Consider the following 24,113-nt stretch of genomic DNA (forward strand, 5'->3'; position numbering starts at 1 on the left):
TGGGTAATTTGCTGAGTGCGCAGGGATATGCGGAAAGGATTGGATGATATGAAGAATGCGGTTAAGGTTACAGGATTGACGAAGCGGTATGATGATTTTACATTGAATCATGTATCCTTTGATGTGCCACAAGGATCTATCGTGGGACTGATCGGAGAAAACGGAGCCGGAAAGAGTACGGTGATCAAGGCAATATTAGGAATGATCAACAGGGATGAGGGAGAGGTCTCTTTGTTTGAGGGAGGCGATATAACTACGCAGGATAAGGAACAGGTAGGCGCCGTGTTTGATGACAAGGGATACCCGGAGATGCTTTCGCCAAAGCAGATCGGCAAGGTTATGAAGGGAATCTTTTCCCGGTGGGATGCGCAGTCTTACGGAAGATTTCTGAAGGAATTTTCATTGCCGGCGGATAAGAAGATTAAGAATTTCTCGAAAGGAATGAGGATGAAGCTTGCGATTGCGGCGGCACTGTCCCATCAGCCAAGGTTTTTGATATTGGATGAGGCTACCAGCGGGCTTGATCCGGTCATGCGGGATGATATTCTGGATATTTTCCTGGATTTTATGCAGGAAGAAGAGCATTCGATACTGGTATCGTCGCATATTACAAGCGATCTGGAGAAGGCGGCGGATTATATCGTATTCATCCATCAGGGGCAGGTAATATTTTCAAAGCCGAAGGATGAACTGCTTACGCAGTACGGGATCATCAAGTGCGGTGCGGCGCAGTTTGATCAACTGGACAAGGGGGACATTATATCCTGGAGGAAGCAGGATTATGAGTGGCAGGCGTTAGTTTCTGACAGAGACCTTGCCATGCGCAGATATCCCAAGGCGGTTGTGACGCCGGCTACGATAGACGAGATCATGTTGATGTATGTGAAGGGGGAACAGTAGATGAGAGGATTATTAGTGAAGGATTTCTACATGATACGATCGGTTGTGATCATGATGACCGGGGTATTCCTGGTGATCGGAGCGGGGCTGTCTTATCTGGTCTCTCCCCAGGTACTGCTGATTCTGGCAACGGTTATGACGGGTATGGTGGAGGCGTCGACCATCAATATGGATAAGACATGCGGATGGACCCGTTTAAGCGCGGCGTTTCCGGTTGCCGGGGAGAGGATGGTCAGCAGCAAATATTTGATGTATCTGTTTCTCAGTGTATTCGGGCTTTTGGCTGGAACGGTATGTTCTCTGACAGCCCTTATGGTGACCGGAACTTTAGATTATGACAATTTTGTCTTGTTCTTCTGTATCAGTGTTACTATGGCGCTGCTGGCAGGGAGCTTGATTCTGCCGTGCTATTTCCTGCTGAGTGAGGAGAAGAGTGTGATGGGCTCCATGCTTGCGTATCCGCTGTCAGTTGCGCTGATCATGGGATTGACTTCGGTGATCAGGCAGAGGATGGCAGCGCTGTCAGTCGGTATGGCGGTTGGTGCATTGGCATTCACTGTATCCTGGGTGATTGCAGGGAAGGTGGTTGCGGCAAGGGAAGTATAGGATTTTGATTCTAGTACACCGAAAAATAAGTAACCAGCCATATAACTTGCCTGATTTTCCATCTACGTCGTTGTCGTCAATCGACGTAGCGCATACTCTAATTATTACAGTTACCAATTATATTATTAAAATAGCTATGCAGGCACAAAAGGAGATCGGTCTGGATGATCCGCAGGCTACAGATCGTCCAGATTGATCTTGCGTGCCGTATTCATATGGGCGAGTGTGATCTCGTAGATGTGTTCCGTATCATTGTTCTCCATAGCTTCCACGATAGCAAGATGTTCCTCATAGGTATCCTGCATACGGCCTTCGTGGGCAAGGGAAAGCTCGGCGAGCTTGCGCATGCGGTACTTGAAGGTAGCGAAGATGGAGACGAACTGACGGTTTTCGGAGTAGTCGATGATCTTGGTATGGTATTGGAAATCATATTCACAGAATTCTTCGATAGAACCGCCCGAATCCATGATCTCCTTTAAAATATCGGTCAGCATGCGCAGTTCTTTTAATAACTTCTTGACAGAACGGTTCTTGTGCGCCTTCGTGATCGCGAGAGTGCAGTAACATTCCAGGGCAGAACGGACCTGGAACGTCTCGTCGATGTCCTGGCGCGTCAATTGGTGGAGCATGAAGCCTTTGCTAGGGATAATATCGATGTAGCCCTCCTGGGCGAGCCTGTGAACGGCATCGCGGAACGGAGTGCGTGAGATGCCGAGCTCCCTTGACAGCTTCGTCTCCGAATAGATCTTGTTATATTCGAATTCTCCCTGAATGATCAACTTCTGCAGGTGTTGGTATGCCTGTTCATTTAACGGTGTCATAATATTCAATCCTCTGCTGGCGTAATAATTGTTATCAGTATATAGTGTGGTCTACGTCAGTGTCAATAAAAAATTATGCACAAAAATGAGAGATTAAAACTGTATAAAAGTGAGAAAGAGCGTGAATTCCTCCGAAACACTTGACCGGTATACCGGTATGTAGTAAAGTGAGTACATCGAAGGAATAATGAACATATAAGGGTAGTGTCAAGTAATCTATGAAAAAACGAGCTGAAAAAAATAGGCTCAAATGAACCTTGAAAACTGCAGATATTGATTCCGAAAAGATCTCCGAGGGCTTAGGGCGTTGCCCTAAGAACCCACAAGGGACCAGTCCCTTGACCCATTTTCGGGCTCTGCCCGAACCCGTCCTCGCCGGAAGGCAGGAAAAGGGCGCAGTTGCCCCTTTTCTGCTAAACAGGATAATCCGTGAGCCTTATGTCAATAGACTTTCGCGGCATATCCTCACAGACGGCGCTACCGTCTGCTCCGGTATTCCACGGTTCTATTGACAACAGCTCCGCTCCGATGCAGGGTTTCCATTTTTCTGCATGTTCAGGATAGTCTGCTGACCGAGGAAGATGAGAAGCTGCCATTTACCCGGCATGTTGTCGGCACTCTGTAGCATTTCTACTTCGTTGAGTACTTTGTATTTCTTGTGTTTATGCGGACGGAGAAAGTTATAGTATGCGACCCAGAGGGCAAGATCGTAATTAGCACCGTCGATGTTGTCAAAGCCGTTTGTGTGACGGTAAGAGGCCTTATAGGTGCGGTTGAGGCGTTCAATCATCTGTTTGAACGGACGATGTTCTGTAGAAACGGCATCGTCGTTGGTAAGCCCAATCACCTGGGTGATTTTGAAGGTAAAATCTTTCCCCAACTTTTTTACAAATTCCATTGCGGCGAGTGGGTAGGCGCTGTAACCGTCGGCAATGAACTTGAAGTTTTCCGGCAGCTTTGTCAGTCCCCGGAAAGCCATACGCATGGCGAGGATACAGGGACCGACACCACGGTTATCCGATACCTGATAGCCGATGATGGATCGGGACGCAGCGTTCATAATAAGCCAGACATAGGTTTTGATACCACGGATTTTTATATAAGTTTCATCGGCAGTAAATACATCCCCTTTTTCGTAAGGGTATTGGTCAACAAAGGGCTTAATGCAGACAGCGGCAGTCTTGCAGTAGTTGGCGATCTGCTGGTGGGAAATGTTGATGTTGTACAGGTCTTTCAGGGCCTGCGAGGTTTTTCGCAGAGAGAGGCCGAGGTTGACATGGAGGGTCAGACACAGGGACATTACGTGGGCATTATGTTTGCTAAATTTCAGGGATGAGGCATTTTTAGGAAGGGTATTTAGATCCATGCTGAAAAAATCCATCGTGAACTCACGGTAGATATAGTGGAGTTTATATTTGTTTTTGCCGTAATCCTCTCGGAGGTCTTCTTTATCCACTTTTTTGAGGTTGTAGAGATAATAAGGGCATTTGGGATTGACGCACTTATGGATGATAAAGTGTTTGCGTTCTTTCTTGGGAACCAGGGCATTGCCGCAGTGCGGGCAGCGTAGTTTTACAGAGGAGAAGCGGCTTTCATGGGGTGAGAACCTTGCGCTGCAGACCTTGCAGAGAAGCTGCCCTTTGGAACCATTATTTTTGTAAAGGAAAGGTTTCGGCGCATTACAGCGGGGGCAGGTGCATTCATCCGGGATATCGCATTCTGACCGGCGGCTGACAGGGCGGATCTTTTTACCATAACGTTTTTCAAAGTAAGGGATTAATTCTTTATAAGTCCAGTCCTGGCGGAAGTCGGTGATAAGAGGGAGTTCATCAATCTTGAACTTCTGGTATTTTGGAGAATGGGAATCATCAAAGGCCCACTGTTTCAGAGGGATGTATCTGCAGATAAAGTTGATCAACCAGCAGTTTTGCTGGTAAAGAGATTGAATGAGAGAGAGTAAATAGGTAATAATATCCATAAGCAATGATTTTCCTTTCAGTGTTTGTGGGTTAGTAATAGTATTGACACAAAAAAGGGAGGTCATTGCTTTTTTTCTTGAAAAAGTGGTGTAATCCTTGGAATTATAAGGTTTGCAACAAAAAATATAGTGGTAGATTTGACACTACCCATATAAGAAAGGAAGTAAGAAGAATGAAGGTAGGATTTATCGGACTTGGCATCATGGGAAGACCAATGGCGAAGAACATACTGAAGGCGGGAGTGGATCTCCTGGTTGCAGATCTGAACAAGGAAGCGGTTGCGGATGTGGTCGCAGCGGGCGCAGAAGAAGCAAGCTACGCAGAGATTGGAGAACGGTGCGAACGGATCATTATCATGGTTCCGAGCGGGGAGATCACGAAATCGATCCTGTTCGGTGAAGGCGGCGTGGCTTCAACCGTGAAAGCAGGAACCGTAATCTGTGATATGAGTTCTGTGACTCCGGTAGAGTCCCAGGATTGTTACCAGGCGTTGAAGGAGAAGGGCGTCGGCTTCGTAGATGCGCCGGTATCCGGCGGGGAACCGGGAGCGATCGCGGGAACGCTTGCGATCATGGCAGGCGGAGATGAGAAGGACTTTAATGAGATGAAGGAGTATTTCGATATCCTGGGATCTTCGGCTTTGCTGATCGGCGGAAGCGGAAGCGGAAGCGTTACAAAGCTTGCCAATCAGGTGATTGTCAATAACACGATCGCAGTAGTGTCTGAGGCGTTTGTTCTGGCGGCTAAGGCGGGAGCTGATCCTCAGAAGGTATATGAAGCGATCAGGGGAGGACTGGCGGGAAGCGCGGTTTTGGATGCTAAGATCCCGATGATCGTAGAGCGTAATTTCAAGCCGGGCGGTCCGATCCGTATCAATCACAAGGATATCAAGAATGTGGTGAACACAGCTCACTCGATCGACGTTCCGATTCCTTATACGGCACAGCTCTACGAGATCCTTCAGACATTGAAGATCCACGGACATATGAACGACGATCACGGCGGAATCGTGCAGTATTTTGAGAAGCTGGCTGATGTTGAAGTTAAAAAATGAACTAGATCAGGAGGAAATGATCATGGCAATAGGTGCAGGGGCGCTGACTTCTTATAAGAAAATAGATGAGGCGCACATTGACGCTTTATTAAAGAAAGAAATCGAAGCAAATAACAAGAAGATCGTAGTGTTGGATGACGACCCGACAGGCGTGCAGACGGTCCATGATATATCGGTATATACCAATTGGGAGAAGGACAGCATCCGTCAGGGGTTTGAAGAGGAGAACAATCTGTTCTATGTGCTGACTAATTCCAGAGGCTTTACAGCAGAGCAGACAACGAAAGCGCACAATGAGATTGCGGCGGCCGTGGATGAGGTCGCCAGGGAGACGGGGAAGGAATACATATTTATCAGCCGCAGCGACAGCACTTTGCGCGGACATTATCCCCTGGAGACAGAGCTTCTTAAGAAGAGTTACGAGCAGAATACCGGTAAGACTGTCGACGGAGAGATTCTCTGTCCGTTCTTCAAGGAAGGCGGCAGGTTCACCATTGATAATGTACATTATGTAAAGTACGGCGATGAGCTTGTCCCGGCAAATGAGACGGAATTCGCCAAAGACAAGACCTTTGGATACACCGCGGCAACCATGCCGGAATATGTGGAGGAGAAGACCAGGGGAGCTTATAAGGCGTCCGATGTGACCTGCATATCTCTTGAAGATATTCACAGCATGGATATAGACAAGATCGAGGCGCAGTTGATGGAGGTGAAGGATTTCAACAAGATCATCGTCAATGCGGTCGATTATGCGGATGTAAAGGTGTTCTGCGTGGCTCTGTTCCGTGCCATGGCGAAGGGAAAGGTGTTCATGTTCCGTACGGCGGCAGCGATCGTGAAGGTAATGGGGGCAGTGACAGACCAGCCGCTTCTTACCAGAGATCAGATGGTCGTCAAAGAGACGGCGAACGGCGGGATCGTAGTAGTCGGCTCGCACACAGACAAGACGACGAAGCAGGTAGAGGCCTTAAAAGAACTGTCCGGCATTGAATTTATTGAGTTAGACGCAACGCTGGTGACAGACGACGCGGCGTTCGAGGCAGAGGTTAGGAGATGCCTTGACAGAGAGGAAGCGTGCATCAAAGCCGGCAGGACCGTATGCTGCTATACGACGCGTGCGCTGATCACGGCGGATACGGGAGATAAGGAGGATGAACTCAGACTGTCCGTGAAGATCTCTGACGCGGTGCAGTCATTGGTAGGAAGGCTTAGCATCACTCCAAGCTTTGTGATCGCAAAGGGCGGAATCACCTCCAGTGATGTGGGGACAAAGGCTCTTGCGGTGAAGAAGGCAAATGTGCTTGGACAGATCGAACCGGGGATCCCGGTGTGGCAGACAGGGGAAGAGAGCAAATTTCCAATGACCCCGTATGTCATCTTCCCGGGAAATGTGGGAGAGATACAGACCCTAAAAGAGGCTGTAGAGGTGCTGATCGGCTGATCACTTTAATCATTAGAAAGCGTTCGGTTGGTGAAAATAAACAAATTCAAACATATAATTTGTGCGATTAGCTGATTTTGTAAGAAATAGTTTATAGGAAGGAGGCTGGTTATGTCTCAGTGTGTTGTAATAGCTGATGACCTGACAGGAGCCAATGCCACCGGTGTACTTCTGAAAAAAATGAATTACGAAGCATACACAGTGATGAATACGGAACGGATCGAGCTGTCGACCCTGACGGATTGTGACTGTGTACTGTATCCGACAGACAGCCGCGGCATAGAGCCGAAGATGGCGTACAACAGAGTATATAACGTGTGCAGTCTGCTGAAGGGAGACGATGTAAAGGTATATTCGAAACGGATCGACAGTACCTTAAGGGGGAATTTGGGAAGCGAGACGGACGCCATGCTGGATTGTCTCGGGGATGACTATATCGCGGTTGCGGCTCCCTGTTTCCCGTCTTCCGGCAGGATCGTAGCCGGAGGCTATATGCTTGTGGGCGGTCTGCCGCTTCATAAGACGGATATTGCCATTGATCCGAAGACGCCTGTCAAGATCTCGGAGGTTGCGGTTCTCTTCGACGAACAGAGCAGATACAAGGTTTCGTCCATCCAACTGAAAGATCTGATGCATGGGAAGCATTATCTTGCGGATCTGATGAATCAGTGTGTGTTAAGCGGCAGCAGGATCATTGTCCTTGACTGTATCACGCAGGAAGATCTTGATCTGATCGCAGACGCGGTGATCACAAGCGGGCTTAAGGTGGTTGCGGTGGATCCGGGTGTATTTACGGCTACGCTTGCCCGGAAGCTGATCACGCCGTCCCAGAAGAAGGAGAAGAGTAAGATCCTGGCGGTGGTGGGGAGCGTCAATCCGAACACGACCGCACAGATGAAAGAGCTGTGGCTGTCTCAGAGGACCTATAATGTGTTCGTCAATACCAGAGAGCTGTTGGAGTCTAAAGGCAGAAGAGAGGCGGAGACTTCCCGGGTAGCAGAAGAGATCCTTAACGAATGCGGGCGCAATGCGGTCTGCACCGTGACAGGGGACGGGATCTACCCGGAGAACAGGATCGATTTCAAGCCTTATATGGAGCGCTATAATTGTTCCATGGATGAGGTGACAGGTATGATCAACGGTGCGTTTGCAGAGATCACTTACCGGATCTTCAAGGCGGAGCCTACATTTCGCGGGCTGTATACCAGCGGAGGGGATGTGACGGTGGCAGTCTGTGAGAGATTCGATACGGCGGGATTGTCGCTTAAGGATGAGGTGCTTCCATTGGCCGCATACGGACAGTTCCTTAAGGGGGAATTCGAGGGCGTCCACATTATCACTAAGGGCGGAAGCCAGGGCGGCCGCGATGCGATCAATCAGTGTATTACATATCTGAAGGAGAAGCTGTTTATCTGACGCGCCGTATACAGGCAGTCTATTTATCAATGTATTAATTAAGATAAGAAAGGATGAGGAATTATGGGAAAATCACTAATCGCAGTACCTATTGGGGATCCGGCGGGAGTAGGACCGGAGATCGTCGCCAAATCAGTCGCTTCTAAGGAAGTATTTAACGCGGCGGATTGTATCGTTGTGGGAGATAAGACCGTTATGGAAAATGCCGTCAGGATAGCCGGCGAGGATCTTACGGTCCATGTGATAAACGGACCGGAAGAAGGGGATTTCCGTGAGGGAGTCCTGAATCTTATTGATCTTGGCAATGTTGATATGGGGAATTTTGAGTTCGGCCGTGTCAATGGAATGTGCGGGAAGGCCGCATATGAATATATTGCAAAAAGTATCGAGCTTGCAAATGAGGGCAAGGTCGATGCCGTAGCCACGACGCCGATCAACAAAGAGTCGCTGCGCGCGGGCGGAATTAATTTTATCGGACATACAGAGATCTTCGGCGCTCTCACTGACACCGAGGATCCGCTGACTATGTTCGAGACGAACGGTATGCGCGTATTCTTCCTGACGAGGCATGTATCCTTAAGAGAGATGCTTGATATGATCACGAAGGAGAGAATCAAGGACTATGTGAAGCGGTGTCTGGAAGCGCTTAAGAAGCTTGGGGTATCAGACGGAACGATGGCGGTTGCCGGGTTGAATCCGCACAGCGGAGAACATGGATTATTCGGCTGGGAGGAAGTGAATGAGATTACGCCGGCCGTCGAAGAACTGCAGGCAGAGGGCTACAATGTAGTAGGGCCGATCGGTGCGGATTCCGTATTCCACCAGGCTGCTATCGGCAAGTACAACAGCGTGCTGTCCCTGTATCACGACCAGGGCCATATTGCGACGAAGACTCTTGATTTTGAGAAGACCATCGCGATCACCAACGGAATGCCGATCCTTCGAACCTCCGTGGATCACGGAACTGCATTTGACATTGCGGGAAAGGGGATCGTGAGCGCGGTCAGCATGATCGAAGCAATATTGCTGGCGGCAAAATACGCGCCGAATTTCACAAAATAAGAAGCAAATAAGAAGCAATTAAGAAGGTGTCTTGTCCGGCGTGAATGAGACACTGGTACGCTGACACGTTAACCCTGATTATCAACGTGCCAGCACTTTGAAATGTACGGCGGCTGTGCCGCCGGTATACCAGGCATATTGGCGTATGCCTGACAACATTTTAACATATTTAACCATAGAAGCATAGTGGAAATTAGAAAAGGAAGAGGAGGTCTAGTATGGTAAATGGACTGAGCGGGCAGAGAATGTTAATTGGTCTGGCAATCGGTATTGCCGTTCTGATATTCTTGGTGTTGAAGACAAAGGTGCAGGCGTTTCTGGCGCTAATTATCTGTACAGTCATTGTAGGTGTTGTAGGCGGGATGCCTCTGGTAAATATTACGCTTGAGGATGGCAAGACGTTCGGTATCGTGAACTCGATTACGTCGGGATTCGGCGGTACGCTTGGAAGTATCGGTATTATCATCGGTTTCGGCGTTATGATGGGGCAGATATTCGAGGTGACGGGAGCGGCGAAGAGGATGGCGCATACATTCCTTAAGCTGTTCGGGAAGAAACGGGAGGAGGAAGCCCTGGCGCTGACCGGGTTCCTTGTATCCATCCCGATCTTCTGTGATTCAGGATTCGTGGTATTGGCTCCGATCGCCAAGGCTATATCCAAGGCGACGAAGAAGTCTGTCATCGCGCTTGGCGTATCCCTGGCGGCCGGGCTTGTAATCACGCACTCCCTGGTTCCGCCGACACCGGGTCCTCTGGGTGTATGCGGTATCTTCGGAGTTGACGTAGGTAAGTTCATCCTTCTGACCATCGCGCTTGCGCTTCCAATGGCGATCGCGTGTATCGCCTACGCGAGAATAGTCCTTGCGAAGAAATATTACCGTATCGTAGATGAGAGCGGAGAGATTATTGAAGCGCCTTACCAGGAGCCGGATTATGAGAATGCGTTCTCTATGGATCTTACAGGAATGCCTGGAACGTTAGAGTCATTCATGCCTCTGATCGTGCCGATCATTCTGATCCTGATCAATACGATCGCGTCGGCGCTCGGCAAGACGGCGGGATTCATGGAAGTGCTGATATTCCTTGGACAGCCGATCGTAGCGGTAGGACTGGGACTTCTGGTGGCGATCTTTACACTGGGAAGAAACCTTGACAGACAGACCTGTATCTCAGAGATGGAGAAGGGTATGATGTCTGCCGGTATCATTATGCTGGTAACAGGCGGAGGCGGCGCTCTCGGACAGATCATCAAGGATTCCGGTCTTGGAACATTCATGGCAGAAGGGCTTGCGAAGACGGCGATCCCGATCATCATCCTGCCGCTGCTCATCTCAACAGCGATGAGATTCATCCAGGGTTCCGGTACGGTTGCCATGACCACAGCGGCCAGTATCTCTGCGCCGATCGTGGTGGCGGCAGGTGCAAGCCCGCTGCTTGGAGCAGTTGCATGCTGTGTGGGTTCACTGTTCTTCGGATACTTCAACGACAGTTATTTCTGGGTTGTAAACAGGACGCTTGGCGTCAGAGAAGCAAAAGACCAGTTGACGATCTGGTCCGTCACATCTACGGTTGCGTGGGCAGTCGGGGTTGTGGAAGTGATCGTGCTGAATATCTTTATGTAACTTTATGTAAATATACGTGTATATGTATGCATGGGCTGCCGGAGTGATCCGGCGGCTTTTTTGATAAAAGAGAGGATTTCCTTATACTTTCCTTATAATTCTGCCTTATTCTTATCTTGTAGTTCAGCGGCAGGTAAGAGATATCTGATCAGGCAGAACATTACAGGCAGAACATTACAAGCATGGAATAAGGAGGAAATCATGAATCAAAACATCTTAGAAACAAAATGTCTGGCAAAATCATTCCGCGGTCACTATGCCGTCGATCATATTTCGCTTGCAGTACCTAAGTGCTGCGTGTACGGACTTCTGGGTCCGAACGGAGCGGGCAAGTCCACATTGCTTAAGATGCTGACGGGAATCCTGCGTCCCACAGACGGGGAAATTCTCTTTGACGGTCATCCGTGGAGCAGGAAGGACCTTGCGGATATCGGAGCTCTGATCGAGACGCCGCCCGTATACGAGAACCTGACGGCCTGGGAGAATCTGAAAGTCCGCGCGCTGATGCTTCATATACCGGATGAAAGGATCCGGGAAGTATTGGAGTTGGTGGATCTGACAGATACAGGGAAGAAAAGGGCAGGTGCATTTTCACTGGGAATGAAGCAGAGGCTTGGAATCGCGATCGCACTGCTCAACAGGCCTAAGCTGTTGGTTCTTGACGAGCCGGTCAACGGACTTGACCCGATCGGAATCCAGGAGCTTCGGCAGATGATACGAAGATTCCCAGAAGAGGGGATCACGGTGATCGTATCAAGTCATATCTTAAGCGAGATCGCCCAGACGGCAGACCATATCGGAATCATCGCAAACGGAGCGCTCGGCTATCAGGGCGGGATGCCGGAAATCGGTCATCTGGAAGAATTGTTTATGCAGGTTGCAGCGAAGTATGCCGTATCGGACAAAGGGCGTCAGCTTAAGGAGGTGGGATAGATGGGGAAATATTATCCGGCCGAAAGATTAAAGAACCGTCACACTTCTGCGGAAAAGCTGATATTGCTGATGCCGATGATCGTAGTGTGTCTGGCGGCATGCCTTACGAGCAGCTATTTTACGATTGATGCTTATAATTGGTGGTATATTGTATTATTTCCGGGGATGAACGCCATCGTCTGCGGTACGGTGGGAAACAGTGATAAGAAGATGAAGAATCAGACGATCCTGACGCTTCCGGCAGATATGGGGGCGGTCTGGGACGGAAAGGTGTTATATGGGATCCGCTGCATGGGGATCTCCCTGGCGGTGCTCTTAAGCGTTACACTGATGATAAGCACGATACTTAAGCAGGTATGGCAGATCGTATTTCACATCGATCCGGCAGTGGGAGAGCAGGTATTTGCAGTGGTTGTATTATTCATGACTTCTCTGTGGCAGATCCCTTTCTGCATGCTGCTTATGCAGGTGATCGGCAGATTTCCGATGATATTGCTCCATGTGGGGAGTATATTTCTGATCTCCGTAACAATGTCATTGAAACCGTATTTTATGCTGCTCCCGGGAGGAATCGCGACGCGGCTGATGTGTATTATTCTGAAAATACTTCCGAACGGGCTGATCGCAAAGCCGGGAAGCGTGTCATTTACCCCGGAGTTGATGGACTGGAAGGGAGTGCCGGTGGGGATTCTGGTTTCACTGGTGTGGTTTGCGGTATTCTGGATCGTTGGGCGGAAGCAGTTTGAAAGGCAGGTGCAGCTATGATGGCAAGACATTTGGATGGAGGGAAGGAAATTTGGGGAAATGTCAAAGGAGAGATGTGGAAGATGCGCCGCACCCTGCTTCCATGGCTTCATGTAATGGTTCCGCTTCTTGGGATCGCTGTATTCCTTGCATATTATAGTTTTGCGGCATGGAATGATGAAGGAAAGATATTGGGATATATGGAGGCGCTGACGGTCATACTTCCTCTGGTCGTCAGTGTGATCTGCTCCATATCGGCAGAGTTTGAAGAGAGCGGACATTATCAGACATTTCTTGGAGTATCGGTCTGTAAAATGAATCCGCTGCTTGCTAAATGGATCGTGCTGTCAGGCATGGGGCTTCTCTCCATCCTTCTGGCTGTTGTTGGATTCGCAGCGGGATATCGGATAACGGAGGGGAACACGGTGCTTCTTATGAGGGAATACTTGATCCTTGCTGCGGTAATGTGGCTTTGCAGCGTGAATCTGTATCTGATACACCTGTTCTTGAATTTTGCGTTTTCAAAAAATATTTCCCTGTGTGCGGGAACGGCTGAGTTAGTGGTCGCGGCGCTGTTCCTGACCGGGCTTGGCGAGGGGCGGTGGCAGTTTTTTCCCTGTTCGTGGGGTAGCAGATGGACGGAATATCTGATACAATACTGGATAGGAAATAAAACGGCGGCGGCAGGAGATGTGCTGAAGATTCTGGGAATCGGGGCAGGCGTCACGGCAGCGCTGTGGTCTGTATTTTTCCTGTGGTTTCATTTTTATGAGGGAAGGCAGTGCCGGGATTAATGACGGGTGCGGTCGGGGAATGAGCGGTTATGATTAAAATATTAGCGGTAGATGATGAAGAGCGGATCCTTAAGCTTATCAGGAACGCTCTGGAAAAAGAAGGGTATGAGGTGGATGCGGTAAGCGATCCGCTTAGGATCAAGAAGATGAGATTACAGGACTATAAGCTGATCCTTCTGGATGTGATGATGCCGGGAATGGATGGATTTACCCTGTGTGAGGAGATCAGGGATCTGGCAGACTGTCCGATCCTCTTCCTGACGGCGAAGACTGAGGAGAAGGATATTATGAGGGGGCTTGGAATCGGCGGGGACGACTATATCACCAAGCCCTTCGGCATCGGCGAGCTCCGCGCGCGGGTCGCCGCACATCTGCGGAGGGAGACGAGAGAGAAGAAGCAGGCGGTCTCGGTGAACGGAGTGCAGTTCTACCTTAAGGAGAAGAGAGTAAGCTATGAGGGGAACGAGATTACATTTACCAAGAGCGAGTATGCGATCTGCGAGTATCTTGCGCTGAACCATGGACAGGTATTTTCAAAGGACAGGATCTATGAACATGTATTCGGGTACGATAAAGAGAGCGATAATTCTGTGATCACGGAGCATATCAAGAATATCCGGGCGAAATGCCAGAGGGCAGGATTAGAGCCGATCGAGACAGTATGGGGGATTGGGTATCGGTGGAGATGAAAAATAATATAACGATCACGGTTGTTTTTCTTCGTTTCGTCATCATATATACTGTTGGCGCATTGTTCTGGCTGTTTGCCGCAGTCATGATATATTTTGTGCTCGATGCGGCGGGAGAAGTTCTTCCGGCGAACCATATGGAAGCGCAGTTAAATGCATCTGCCGATGAGATTCAAAGCGTCTCCAAAGTCACGGATGAACAGATACCGGCGGAGTGCATGTACGGGGTTTATGAGCGTACCGGAGACTGGCTGTACGGGACATTTTCTTCCGAAGAGAGCGGGCAGGCATGGGCCAGCTATGAGGAGAATGATATCTATGCGCAAGGGAAGGGATACTATCGGTTCTTCGTGCGCGATGCAGGGGAGATATGTATTGTAAAATATAAGATTGAGACAAGATTTCGGAATGAATATCTGGACAAATTACTGCCGCGGCCGGATCTGCTAATGGTCGTCTCATTCGCGGCGATGTTTCTCCTGCATACGGTTCTGGTGTCGCGGTATTTTGGAAAATATATGCGCGCAAGACTAAGGATCTTGCTCGAGGTGGCGGAGAAGATCAGGAATCAGGATCTTGAATTTGCAGAAGAACATTCGGGATTAAGGGAAGTGAATGAGATCTTAAGTTCCCTTTATCAGATGAAGAAGGCGCTGAAGGAATCCCTGTACAGGCAGTGGGATGTGGAAAAGAGCAGGGATGAGCAGATCGCGGCGCTGGCCCACGATATCAAGACGCCGCTTACGGTGATCCGGGGGAACGCGGAGCTTCTGGCGGAAGGGGAGCTTGCGGAAGATGAACAGGAATACAACCGGGATATCCTGTCGAGCGCGGCCGTGATGGAGAATTATCTGCAAAGCTTGAATGAACTGCTGATGGCGGACAGGGAGAGGGCTTCTGGTGAGGAAGGAGATGCCGGAGAAAATGATATCAGAAGGGACAATGCTGGAGAAGATGATGACAGAGAGAAAGATATCAGAAGAGATGATGACAGAGAGAAAGAGATTGCCGGTATTGCTGCGGACATGGTGTCCTGTATGGAATTCGCTGATAAGTTAATAGAGCAGGCAAGGCTTCTGTCATCTGCAAGACAGTGTCCTGCCGCTTTCCAAAGAAATGATCTGCATGGGAAGATTCGGTGCAATGAGACGCAGATTCTAAGGGCGTGGAGTAATATTCTGGGAAATGCAATGGATTATGGCCCTGAGAATGGGAGAATACAGATCTCTCTTAAGATGCGTAAGGATGAGGGAAAGGAATATCTGGCGGCGGCGGCCGCAGACGAGGGGCCGGGATTCTCCAGGCAGGATTTGATGCATGCAACGGAGCAGTTCTATCAGGGAGACCGAAGCAGGAACAGTAAGACGCACTATGGAATAGGGCTTCATACTGCTGAGAAGTTTGTTAAGAGGCAGGGAGGGAAGCTGGTGATTGAGAATGGAGAAGCGACGGGGGCCAGGGTGACAATGTTGCTGGAAGTGCGCTCTTGAAGATTGCTGGAAGTGCGCTCTTTAAGACCGAAGGAGTCAGTATGTATAATTTTTTAACAGTTCTGGATCTGCCAGGGCTGTTTTTTTGTTGCATTATGGGGGAAATGGATGCATTTGTCAGAGATATTTTTCAAAATGACTTGACAAAATACTACGGGGGGGGGTATTTTATAGTATGAGAATGAAATATTAGTTCTCAGATTCAAATGACCGATCTTACAGTTTGGGAAATGAGGAAAGCAGATATGTGGTGTGTGATGCGGGTACGGGTAGGTTCGGAAGAAAGCGTGCGGCTGCAGTGCCAAAAGAAGCTCTCTTCTGACCTGCTGAAAGGCTGTTATGTATTCTATTATCAGGAAAAGAAGCATATTCAGGGGGAATGGGTGATCAGGGAGAATATCCTGTTTCCGGGATATGTGTTCATGGTTACGGAGCAGGCAGACCGGTTGAGCGATGAGCTGATCCGTATCAAAGGATTTGCGAAGCTTCTGGAAGCAGGCGGCGAAGTGGCCGCGCTGACGGAAGATGAAGTAGATTTCCTGACCGTATTCGGCGGAAAAGAACAGACTGTAGAGATGTCAGAAGGTGTGATCGAACAATCCAGGATCAGAGTATATTCTGGTCCGTTGGTAGGGAAAGAACGATATATAAGTAGGATCGATCGCCATAAACGTCGAGCATTTTTAGAGATGCCAATGTTCGGGGAGAGGCAGAAGGTACGGGTAGGGTTAGAGATCGTGTCGAAGTCTTAAGCATAGTTTTATACCGAAAAATAGTAAGAAAAATCAGGATTACTTTCTGGATATCCTTGCAGCTGGGGCACTTGGATTTCCGGGGGTATGACATATCCGACGTCTGAGAATATCTGCAGACATATCCGGGATGCTGTATGAGCACAGTATATCGGTATGTCGGGCAGACGGAAGACAAGTTACTGTGGCAGCAGGAGATCACTGCGGGCATGGATGGCGAAGCATACCTTTTGATATGGTCCGATTGAATTAGATCGGAACATATCAGGGAGTGCTTCGCTATTATAATGCAATGAAAGATACATAGTAACGCGATCACAGAAGCCGCCGGGTAGTGTCATATCTCCATAATATGTGTTGATGATCTTGGCAGATCAGAAGCATATATTACGAGGAAATGACATTGCCCGGCGGCTTTTGTCATTTTATATCTGGCAGTCAGCGTTTGACTTCCGCGAACAACGAGCCAAGCGGGTATGCTTGCATGCACATTTGGCGGCTGCAGCGGGGTTATTGACTTGGTTAGGAATCAAACTCATAGATTGTGTGTTCTATACCATCTCGTCGAATGGAGGATTTGTTTTGCATTATGTGCTACAGGTAACTACAGGAACAGAAAATAGGGTGGAAGAGCAGGTCAGGACCGTAGTAGAAAATACGTTGTATGATTCCTGTTTCCATCCAATGCGCCGTGTGAAGAAGAAATTTCGGGGAGAGTGGAAAGAAGTCCATGAAAAGTTGCTTCCTGGATATGTGTTCATAACGAGCGATCATATAAAAGACTTATATCAGGAGCTTCGGCATGTGCCGGCATTTACAAAGCTGTTGGGAAAGGATAGTGAGCTGTTTATTCCACTTCCGGATCATGAGGTGGAATGGCTTGAACAGATCATGGACTCACCAGATCGCAGCATGGAAGTGCAGTTATCACAGGTGTCGGTATCGGAGGATGATGTGATCACGATCTTGTCCGGACCTTTGAAGAATATGGAAGGGTGTATCAGGAAGATCGATCTGCACAGACGAATCGCGAAGGTAGAGGTTGACTTCATGAATCGGAAGACGGTGATACATCTGGGGATTGAGATGGTGGGGAAGATGGAGTGAAGGAAACCTGTAGATTCATGTTAAGAAGCCTGAGAGGGAGATTAATGAGAGGAGATTTTTATTGATGGAAGGATATCAGGAAGTCAATGAAATCAGTCTGGTAGATTTGATGTTTTATTGCTTGAAGAGATGGCGCTGGATCGTCGTGTGCATGTTGCTCCTTGCTGCGGCCGCGGGCGTATATAAGTATCAGGCAGTAATTGCGGAGAATCAGGTGAAAAGGGAACAAAAAGTACAGCAGCCTGCGGTAAAACCAGCCGAGGGAGAGACAGAGATCGAGAGCGAACCGATCGTGTTTGAAGATCCGGCCTCTTCGGCAGTTACATTTGCAATTGTCGGAATGATCGGCGGAGGGTGCCTGGCCTGCATGATATTCTGTTTGAGATACGCGGTGAGCGGGAAATTGCAGGATATAAGCAACTTCCAACAAAAGTTCGGCATGCCGCTGTTGGGAGTCGTCCGGAAAAGCGATACAAAGAAGAGATTGTTTGGATTTTTAGACCGGTGGATTCGCCGGTTAGAAGAAGGGCCCTGTGCCAGGATTCCGAGGAGAGAACAGATTAAGATCACCGCTGTCAACGTTCAGAGTGCGATCCATAGAAATCCAGAAGAGAAGATTAAGAGGGTTATGCTGGCGGGAACTGCATCGGGGGATGATGTGATAGAGATCTGTGAGCAGTTGGCGGAAGAGATCGGGGAGGTTACGTTTTCACCTTATCGGCAGATTGTGTTTCATGCGGCGGCGCTTAAGAAGCTGGAGTATTATGAAGGGGTTTTGTTTGTTGAGAAGAGAGGGGAGTCTTATGAGAGGCTGATCAGGCTGGAGAGGGAGTTGGCGGTTAGTCGGGATGTGACAGTGTTGGGAAGTATTGTGTGTTAGTTTTAAGAGAATACACTGCCCAAAATTGATGCAAAGTAGATTATGAAAGGGTATTAATTACAATGTATGAGAAAATCATAAAAAGGCTCATAGACATATTATTTTCTTTGCTGGGATTAATTCTTCTTTCCTGGCTTTATCTTATTCTGTCAATTGCTGTTTTTATCGACGATCCCGGACCAGTATTATTTGAGCAGAAGCGTGTAGGTATCCATAAGTCATTCTTCCGGCTTCATAAGTTCAGAAGTATGAAGATGTCCACGCCTCACGACATGCCGACACATATGCTCGAGAATCCTGACCAGTACATAACAGGGGTAGGACGGTTTCTGCGGAAGAGTTCTCTCGATGAACTTCCGCAGATCTGGGATATCTTTATAGGGAAAATGAGTATTATTGGTCCGCGCCCTGCTCTGTGGAATCAGGATGATTTGGTAGCGGAGAGAGAGAAATATGGAGCTAATGATGTGAAGCCGGGATTGACCGGGTGGGCACAGATCAATGGCCGGGACGAGCTTGAGATTCCTGTCAAGGCAAAACTTGACGGTGAATATACGAAGAAGCTGAAAGCCGGAGGTATAAAGGCATTTCAGTTTGACTGCCGTTGTTTTATAGGAACGATTTTCTCTGTGGCAAAGAGAGAAGGAATTGTCGAAGGCGGTACAGGGGAGATGTATAGACAGAGGAAGTGAACTTTGTCAAATTATGTGTGTAATAGTGTAGAAGGAGATAGTAGTGAAAAAAGTTCTCATAGCTGGGGCTAACAGTTATATAGGTGGTTCTTTTAAAGCTTATTTAGATCAGTTCCCGGATAAATATAAAACGGATGTGCTCAGTATGAGAAGTGTTGTTCCAACTCAGGATTTTTTTGTATCTTACGATGTAGTTTTCTGTGTAGTTGGCATCGCCCATATCAAAGAGACTAACCAAAACAGAAGACTTTATTTTGAAGTAAACAGAGACCTTGTTGTAGCTATAGCGAAGGCGGCAAAAAAGGCAGGTGTAAAGCAATTTATTCTGTTGTCATCTATGTCTGTGTATGGATTGACAGTAGGTCATATCAAAAAAGATACGGTACCGAATCCTAGCACAGCTTATGGGAAATCGAAACTCCAGGCGGATGAAGAGATTAAAAAAATGGAAAATGAGAATTTCATATTTACTTGTCTTCGACCTCCATTGGTATATGGAAAAGGGTGTAGGGGAAATTATCAGATTTTGAAAACATTTGCATTGAAATCTCCAATATTTCCAAATTATGGAAATCAACGATCGATGATTTATATAGGGAATCTATGTGAGTTTGTAAAATGCTGTATTGATTTCGAGAGGCGGGGGCTTTTCTTTCCGCAGAATAAGGCTTATGTGAATACGGCTAAGATGGTAGAACTGGTTGCAAAAGAACATGGGGTGCGGATAAGGTTTACAAAAGCTTTCAACTGGGCATTAAAGATTGCTACGGTCAATATTATCAAAAAGGTGTTTGGTGATTTGACATATGAACTTGTGGATACGGTTGATAAATACGAATTCAACGTGACCATTAGATTAACTGAGGGAGAGTAAAGTGACTAATAAAGATAAAACGGGAAGTTCTAACCATTTAAAACTCGAACACTTCATAAAACATAATTTGCTTGTACAGAATCTTTACAGATACGGAATGAGTGCAGTTTTTCAGGTGTGGAGTAAAATGATTAAGACAGATGCTAAGCTTGTTCTGATGAATGGACATAGCTATAAGTATAATGATAGTCCAAGAGCCATATATAAAAAAATGTATGAATTGGGATTGACGGAAAAATATCATGTTGTATGGGCATTGAATGAATTAGATAAAGTGGATATCCCTGGATGTACCAAGGTGAAAATGGATACTATTGAATATTTCAAAACAGCCATGCGGGCTAAATACTGGATATCTTGTGTGAATATTGAGAGGGCATTGCATTTTAAAAAGAAAGATCAGATATATCTAAACACTTGGCACGGAGCGGCAATTAATGTGTGTGGAAATGGAGTCAATAAACGGAATGATTTTCATTGGGGCTATATTGATTATTTCTGTGTTTGTGGCAAATATGATGAGATTAATTTTGGCCGGGATCTGGAATTGGAACCAACATCGTTTCTGAGAACAGGCCTTCCTCGAAACGATGTTTTATACCATGTTACAAAAGAGGTCCAGGAGGCAGTTCGGCAACAGCTTGGACTTCTGGAAGAAAAGAAATATATCCTTTATGCGCCTACATGGCGTGATAGTAAAGATGGAGGAGATTCTTACCAAATTGCACCGCCAATTGATTGGGGGAAATGGAAGAAAGAGTTGGGAGATAATTACGTCGTGATGCTTAGGACACATCCTTATACAACACGGCTGATGAATGTTCAGTTTGATGATTTTGTATTGGATTACACAGACTATGCGGAGGTAAATGACTTACTGATTGCTGCAGATGTGCTTATTTCTGATTATTCCAGTATTAATCTCGATTATTGTATTATGGGTAAACCGATGATTTGCTTCGGATATGACTATGATGAATATAAAAAAATCCGTGGATTTTATTATGATCTCGAAGAAGAAATGCCAAATGGTGTTATGCGGACAGAAAACGAGGTAATCAGGCACTTGAAGAATCTTGATTATGAAGCCGATGTAGCCAAGACTGTTAGGTTCAAAGAAAGTCACTGTGAGTATGGCTGTGGTGATGCAACGGTTGCATGTATTAATACAGTTTTTGGAACTCATTATGAGTAAAGAACTAAGAGGTAAATGGAAATGTTGAATTTTACAATTGGGCCAGTTATGTCTGGTGAAACAGTGTTAGCGATAGGAGCGGAGCAGGTGCCCTACTTTAGGACGAAAGAATTTTCGGAGAAGATGATGGATAATGAACGGCTTGTTCGAAAGTTTGCAAAAGCGTCTGACAACAGTAGGGTTTTGTTTATGACTTGTTCTGGCACTGGTTCTATGGAGGCAGTTGTTATGAATTGCTTTACGAATGCGGATAGGGTAATTGTTATCAATGGAGGCAGTTTTGGCGTAAGATTTACTCAGATTTGTGAGATACATGGAATACCGTATACTGAAATAAAGCTTCACAGTGGTCAAAAGTTGACGGAAGAGAAATTATATGAGTTTGATGGAAAAGGATATACAGGACTTCTGGTTAATGTGGATGAAACGTCAACAGGTGTTCTATATGATACAAAAATGATCGGCAAATTTTGCCGGGGAAATGACATATTTTTTGTATGCGATTGTATTTCCTCTTTCCTTGCAGACCCATTTGAGATGGATGAATATGATGTGAATGTGATGATTACAGGATCACAGAAGGCTTTGGCGTGTCCTCCGGGCGTGTCTATTATTGTATTGGATGAAGTCGCTATAAAACGGGTTCAAAATATCGAAGTGAAATCCATGTATTTTGATTTGAACAATGCGCTTCTGAACATGAACAGAGGGCAGACACCGTTTACTCCTGCTGTAGCGACGTTACTCCAGATCAATGCGAGGCTTCATGAAATTGAGGATCGGGGAGGCGTTGATGCCGAGATTCAGAGGGTTGCCGCCCAAGCACATGATTTCAGGGAGAAGGCGAAGGAATTGCCGTTTGAATTTATTTCCGAAAGTCCTGCAAATGGAGTGACATCAGTTCATCCAATCAATGGTGATGCATATGAGATATTTTTGAGACTAAAGGATGAATACGGTATCTGGGTCTGCCCTAACGGAGGAGAACTAAAAAATACGGTTTTCCGGGTTGGGCATATCGGTGCGTTAACTCATGAGGATAACACAATATTGATAAGTGCGCTGGTGGATTTGAAGGATAAGGGTCTGCTGTAATAACTTGTATTTAGTTGTAATAGGTTTTGAGAAACGGAGATGACTATGAAGAAAGTTATAACATACGGTACATACGATTTGCTTCACTATGGACACATAAAACTGTTGGAACGGGCAAAAGAGTTGGGAGATTATCTCATTGTTGGTGTAACATCTGATGACTATGATAAAACTCGCGGAAAGATCAACAATAAACAGAATTTGATGGAGCGTGTTGTGGCTGTAAAAGCAACAGGTATTGCTGATGAGGTCATTGCAGAAGAGTATGAAGGTCAGAAGATTGATGATATTCGGCGTTATGGGGTGGATATCTTCACTGTTGGGTCCGACTGGGAAGGTAAGTTCGATTATCTCAAAGAATATTGTCAGGTGGTTTATCTCCCGCGTACGGAAGGTGTGTCCAGTACAGAAATCAGGGCGGAAAAGAATAAATTGACGATTGGGCTTATTGGTGATTCTGAAAGCGATCTGACTAGCCTAAAAAAGTTCACGGCAGAAATAGCCTATGTTAATGGTATCCATGCAACTTGCTCTAATACGCGTATTGATGAATTGGAGCAGATAACAGATTATGATAAGCTGCTTGAGAGGGTTGATTCAGTATACGTTGTATCCCATCCGCGTGATCACTACAGCCATGTGAAAAGAGCGTTGCAGAAGGGAAAGCATGTACTATGTGAAACCCCGATCGCTTTGGAGCGAACCCAATGTGAAGAACTATTTTCGCTTGCGAAACGGGCTCAGTGTGTTTTGATGGAAGCTGCAAAGACGGCTTACACGACAGCATTTGAAAGACTTGTGCTTGTTGCAAAGACAGGAAAAATCGGTGAAGTACTTGATATTGATGCTACTTGTACGAGAAGGAGAAGTATCCAGAACTATTCTGAAAAAGATATTATGAGAAATTGGAATACGATTACAGAGTGGGGACCCTTAGGGCTGCTTCCAATATTCCTGATTCTTGGGTGTGAGTATAAAGATATCAGGATAGTAAGCCGATTGCTAAAAAATTCAAAAGATTATGATATATATACGAAAATAGACCTTTTATATGACAAGGCGACAGCTTCGGTGAAAGTGGCAAAAGGTGCTAAGTCAGAAGGTGAACTGATTATTACAGGAACTGAGGGGTATATCTATGTTCCTGCACCGTGGTGGAAAACTGACTATTTTGAAGTTCGGTTTGAGAATCAGACTAATAACCGGAGGTATTTCTATCAACTGGAAGGAGAGGGGATCAGATACGAGATTGTTGCCTTCTCGAAAGCAATTGAAGCTGGACATGGAGACTTCTATGTAAGCGAGAAAGTTTCAAAGGCTATTGCTGGTGTTATGGAAGAATACTACAAGGGAACAAAGGTCAGAAAAATCTAAGATATACGTCATGACATCATAAATGGCATTATTTTTTGGAGGACTATGATGGATATTTCATTGTTTACTCGTTTGAGGATAGCGGTTATTCCAAGTGCAATAGCCAGAACAAAATATATAGTTAAGAAAAAATTGTTTGCTGAGGTTGGAGAGAATTTCTTCTTCCAACCGAGGATTGTACCGCTTAATGCGGAGTATATTCATATCCATAATAATGTGGTGGTTGCGTCGGATGTTACTTTTATCTGTCATGATGTGATGCAAAAGGTGTTTAATAATCTTGATTTGCAGAAACAGGTCATGAAAAAGTATGGATGTATTGAGATTATGGATAATGTATTTATTGGGGCAAATTCTACAATCCTTCATGACGTTCGGATTGGGCCGAATGCCGTTATTGCGGCTGGAAGTGTTGTTACGAAAGATGTGCTGCCAGGAAGTGTGGTAGGAGGAGTGCCGGCTAAGGAGATAGGATCCTTTGATGAACTATATCATAGAAGATTACATGAATCAGAAAACATGTTGGAAGAGGGATATACACCGGATTACTGTTGGAAGGTATTTGAAAAAAATCACAGGGAGTGTTAGTA

General features: G+C 46.6%; 23 protein-coding genes. 21 read left to right on the plus strand and 2 right to left on the minus strand.

The window, feature by feature from the left end:
* The first annotated feature begins 48 nt into the window (after positions 1-48).
* Positions 49-900 (plus strand): ABC transporter ATP-binding protein, encoded by an 852-nt coding sequence (locus VSQ62_RS10825; RefSeq protein WP_334634920.1) that lies wholly within the window; start codon positions 49-51, stop codon positions 898-900.
* Entirely contained in the window at positions 901-1,506 is a 606-nt protein-coding gene (locus tag VSQ62_RS10830; RefSeq protein ID WP_334634922.1) for an ABC-2 transporter permease, read from the plus strand.
* A 176-nt stretch (positions 1,507-1,682) separates the two neighbouring features.
* On the opposite strand, the gene VSQ62_RS10835 is transcribed toward VSQ62_RS10830, so the two are convergent.
* Positions 1,683-2,327, minus strand: coding sequence for a GntR family transcriptional regulator (locus tag VSQ62_RS10835; protein WP_334634923.1), 645 nt, complete (start codon positions 2,325-2,327; stop codon positions 1,683-1,685).
* A 505-nt stretch (positions 2,328-2,832) separates the two neighbouring features.
* On the minus strand, positions 2,833-4,305 hold the full coding sequence (locus tag VSQ62_RS10840) for a DDE-type integrase/transposase/recombinase (RefSeq protein ID WP_334633522.1): 1,473 nt from the start codon (positions 4,303-4,305) through the stop codon (positions 2,833-2,835).
* A gap of 77 nt (positions 4,306-4,382) precedes the next feature.
* Here VSQ62_RS10840 and garR point away from each other — a divergent pair, with 77 nt between their 5' ends.
* The 19 genes from garR (at position 4,383) to VSQ62_RS10935 (ending at position 24,111) form a co-directional block, all read left to right on the plus strand.
* Positions 4,383-5,360 (plus strand): 2-hydroxy-3-oxopropionate reductase, encoded by a 978-nt coding sequence (gene garR, locus VSQ62_RS10845; RefSeq protein WP_334637630.1) that lies wholly within the window; start codon positions 4,383-4,385, stop codon positions 5,358-5,360.
* A 22-nt stretch (positions 5,361-5,382) separates the two neighbouring features.
* Positions 5,383-6,804, plus strand: a complete 1,422-nt coding sequence (locus VSQ62_RS10850) for a four-carbon acid sugar kinase family protein (RefSeq protein ID WP_334634924.1) — start codon at positions 5,383-5,385, stop codon at positions 6,802-6,804.
* Positions 6,805-6,915: 111 nt separating this feature from the next.
* Positions 6,916-8,220 carry a four-carbon acid sugar kinase family protein gene (locus VSQ62_RS10855; RefSeq protein ID WP_334634925.1) on the plus strand — a complete coding sequence of 435 codons (1,305 nt, stop codon included), beginning with the start codon at positions 6,916-6,918 and terminating at the stop codon, positions 8,218-8,220.
* A 63-nt stretch (positions 8,221-8,283) separates the two neighbouring features.
* On the plus strand, positions 8,284-9,282 hold the full coding sequence (gene pdxA / locus VSQ62_RS10860; protein ID WP_334634926.1) for a 4-hydroxythreonine-4-phosphate dehydrogenase PdxA: 999 nt from the start codon (positions 8,284-8,286) through the stop codon (positions 9,280-9,282).
* A gap of 218 nt (positions 9,283-9,500) precedes the next feature.
* Positions 9,501-10,904 (plus strand): GntP family permease, encoded by a 1,404-nt coding sequence (locus tag VSQ62_RS10865; RefSeq protein ID WP_334634927.1) that lies wholly within the window; start codon positions 9,501-9,503, stop codon positions 10,902-10,904.
* A 201-nt stretch (positions 10,905-11,105) separates the two neighbouring features.
* Positions 11,106-11,837: a lantibiotic protection ABC transporter ATP-binding protein gene (locus VSQ62_RS10870; protein WP_334634928.1), complete on the plus strand. Its 732-nt coding sequence runs from the start codon at positions 11,106-11,108 to the stop codon at positions 11,835-11,837.
* On the plus strand, positions 11,838-12,602 hold the full coding sequence (locus VSQ62_RS10875; protein WP_334634930.1) for a lantibiotic immunity ABC transporter MutE/EpiE family permease subunit: 765 nt from the start codon (positions 11,838-11,840) through the stop codon (positions 12,600-12,602).
* Positions 12,599-13,375, plus strand: a complete 777-nt coding sequence (locus tag VSQ62_RS10880; RefSeq protein WP_334634931.1) for a lantibiotic immunity ABC transporter MutG family permease subunit — start codon at positions 12,599-12,601, stop codon at positions 13,373-13,375. The genes VSQ62_RS10875 and VSQ62_RS10880 overlap by 4 nt, the downstream gene beginning before the upstream one ends.
* A gap of 29 nt (positions 13,376-13,404) precedes the next feature.
* Entirely contained in the window at positions 13,405-14,064 is a 660-nt protein-coding gene (locus VSQ62_RS10885; protein WP_334634932.1) for a response regulator transcription factor, read from the plus strand.
* On the plus strand, positions 14,037-15,554 hold the full coding sequence (locus VSQ62_RS10890) for a sensor histidine kinase (protein WP_334634934.1): 1,518 nt from the start codon (positions 14,037-14,039) through the stop codon (positions 15,552-15,554). Before VSQ62_RS10885 ends, VSQ62_RS10890 begins: the two co-directional genes overlap by 28 nt.
* A gap of 245 nt (positions 15,555-15,799) precedes the next feature.
* A complete protein-coding gene (loaP, locus tag VSQ62_RS10895) occupies positions 15,800-16,306 on the plus strand; it encodes an antiterminator LoaP (RefSeq protein ID WP_334634936.1) in 507 nt (168 codons plus the stop codon).
* A gap of 591 nt (positions 16,307-16,897) precedes the next feature.
* On the plus strand, positions 16,898-17,413 hold the full coding sequence (gene loaP / locus VSQ62_RS10900) for an antiterminator LoaP (RefSeq protein WP_334637631.1): 516 nt from the start codon (positions 16,898-16,900) through the stop codon (positions 17,411-17,413).
* 64 nt (positions 17,414-17,477) lie between these two features.
* Positions 17,478-18,293 carry a hypothetical protein gene (locus VSQ62_RS10905; RefSeq protein ID WP_334634937.1) on the plus strand — a complete coding sequence of 272 codons (816 nt, stop codon included), beginning with the start codon at positions 17,478-17,480 and terminating at the stop codon, positions 18,291-18,293.
* 62 nt (positions 18,294-18,355) lie between these two features.
* Entirely contained in the window at positions 18,356-18,985 is a 630-nt protein-coding gene (locus VSQ62_RS10910; protein WP_334634938.1) for a sugar transferase, read from the plus strand.
* A gap of 43 nt (positions 18,986-19,028) precedes the next feature.
* The gene (locus tag VSQ62_RS10915; RefSeq protein ID WP_334634939.1) at positions 19,029-19,859 is read left to right on the plus strand and encodes an NAD-dependent epimerase/dehydratase family protein; all 831 of its coding nucleotides are present in this window, start codon (positions 19,029-19,031) and stop codon (positions 19,857-19,859) included.
* A gap of 1 nt (position 19,860) precedes the next feature.
* Positions 19,861-21,054 carry a CDP-glycerol glycerophosphotransferase family protein gene (locus VSQ62_RS10920; RefSeq protein WP_334634940.1) on the plus strand — a complete coding sequence of 398 codons (1,194 nt, stop codon included), beginning with the start codon at positions 19,861-19,863 and terminating at the stop codon, positions 21,052-21,054.
* A gap of 21 nt (positions 21,055-21,075) precedes the next feature.
* On the plus strand, positions 21,076-22,149 hold the full coding sequence (locus VSQ62_RS10925) for a pyridoxal-phosphate-dependent aminotransferase family protein (RefSeq protein ID WP_334634941.1): 1,074 nt from the start codon (positions 21,076-21,078) through the stop codon (positions 22,147-22,149).
* A gap of 45 nt (positions 22,150-22,194) precedes the next feature.
* Positions 22,195-23,523 (plus strand): adenylyltransferase/cytidyltransferase family protein, encoded by a 1,329-nt coding sequence (locus tag VSQ62_RS10930; RefSeq protein ID WP_334634942.1) that lies wholly within the window; start codon positions 22,195-22,197, stop codon positions 23,521-23,523.
* Positions 23,524-23,571: 48 nt separating this feature from the next.
* The gene (locus tag VSQ62_RS10935) at positions 23,572-24,111 is read left to right on the plus strand and encodes an acyltransferase (protein WP_334634943.1); all 540 of its coding nucleotides are present in this window, start codon (positions 23,572-23,574) and stop codon (positions 24,109-24,111) included.
* The last annotated feature ends 2 nt before the right edge of the window (positions 24,112-24,113 follow it).

This window comes from Sporofaciens sp. JLR.KK001, assembly GCF_036941055.1.
GTDB lineage: Bacteria > Bacillota > Clostridia > Lachnospirales > Lachnospiraceae > Sporofaciens.

What these genes read in the sequence shown, in the direction of transcription:
- VSQ62_RS10825 (WP_334634920.1), top strand. Translation starts at nt 49, where the DNA reads ATGAAGAATGCGGTTAAGGTTACAGGATTGACGAAGCGGTATGATGAT.
- VSQ62_RS10830 (WP_334634922.1), top strand. Translation starts at nt 901, where the DNA reads ATGAGAGGATTATTAGTGAAGGATTTCTACATGATACGATCGGTTGTG.
- VSQ62_RS10835 (WP_334634923.1), bottom strand. Translation starts at nt 2,327, where the DNA reads ATGACACCGTTAAATGAACAGGCATACCAACACCTGCAGAAGTTGATC.
- VSQ62_RS10840 (WP_334633522.1), bottom strand. Translation starts at nt 4,305, where the DNA reads ATGGATATTATTACCTATTTACTCTCTCTCATTCAATCTCTTTACCAG.
- VSQ62_RS10850 (WP_334634924.1), top strand. Translation starts at nt 5,383, where the DNA reads ATGGCAATAGGTGCAGGGGCGCTGACTTCTTATAAGAAAATAGATGAG.
- VSQ62_RS10855 (WP_334634925.1), top strand. Translation starts at nt 6,916, where the DNA reads ATGTCTCAGTGTGTTGTAATAGCTGATGACCTGACAGGAGCCAATGCC.
- pdxA (WP_334634926.1), top strand. Translation starts at nt 8,284, where the DNA reads ATGGGAAAATCACTAATCGCAGTACCTATTGGGGATCCGGCGGGAGTA.
- VSQ62_RS10865 (WP_334634927.1), top strand. Translation starts at nt 9,501, where the DNA reads ATGGTAAATGGACTGAGCGGGCAGAGAATGTTAATTGGTCTGGCAATC.
- VSQ62_RS10870 (WP_334634928.1), top strand. Translation starts at nt 11,106, where the DNA reads ATGAATCAAAACATCTTAGAAACAAAATGTCTGGCAAAATCATTCCGC.
- VSQ62_RS10875 (WP_334634930.1), top strand. Translation starts at nt 11,838, where the DNA reads ATGGGGAAATATTATCCGGCCGAAAGATTAAAGAACCGTCACACTTCT.
- VSQ62_RS10880 (WP_334634931.1), top strand. Translation starts at nt 12,599, where the DNA reads ATGATGGCAAGACATTTGGATGGAGGGAAGGAAATTTGGGGAAATGTC.
- VSQ62_RS10885 (WP_334634932.1), top strand. Translation starts at nt 13,405, where the DNA reads ATGATTAAAATATTAGCGGTAGATGATGAAGAGCGGATCCTTAAGCTT.
- VSQ62_RS10890 (WP_334634934.1), top strand. Translation starts at nt 14,037, where the DNA reads ATGGGGGATTGGGTATCGGTGGAGATGAAAAATAATATAACGATCACG.
- loaP (WP_334634936.1), top strand. Translation starts at nt 15,800, where the DNA reads ATGTGGTGTGTGATGCGGGTACGGGTAGGTTCGGAAGAAAGCGTGCGG.
- VSQ62_RS10905 (WP_334634937.1), top strand. Translation starts at nt 17,478, where the DNA reads ATGGAAGGATATCAGGAAGTCAATGAAATCAGTCTGGTAGATTTGATG.
- VSQ62_RS10910 (WP_334634938.1), top strand. Translation starts at nt 18,356, where the DNA reads ATGTATGAGAAAATCATAAAAAGGCTCATAGACATATTATTTTCTTTG.
- VSQ62_RS10925 (WP_334634941.1), top strand. Translation starts at nt 21,076, where the DNA reads ATGTTGAATTTTACAATTGGGCCAGTTATGTCTGGTGAAACAGTGTTA.
- VSQ62_RS10930 (WP_334634942.1), top strand. Translation starts at nt 22,195, where the DNA reads ATGAAGAAAGTTATAACATACGGTACATACGATTTGCTTCACTATGGA.
- VSQ62_RS10935 (WP_334634943.1), top strand. Translation starts at nt 23,572, where the DNA reads ATGGATATTTCATTGTTTACTCGTTTGAGGATAGCGGTTATTCCAAGT.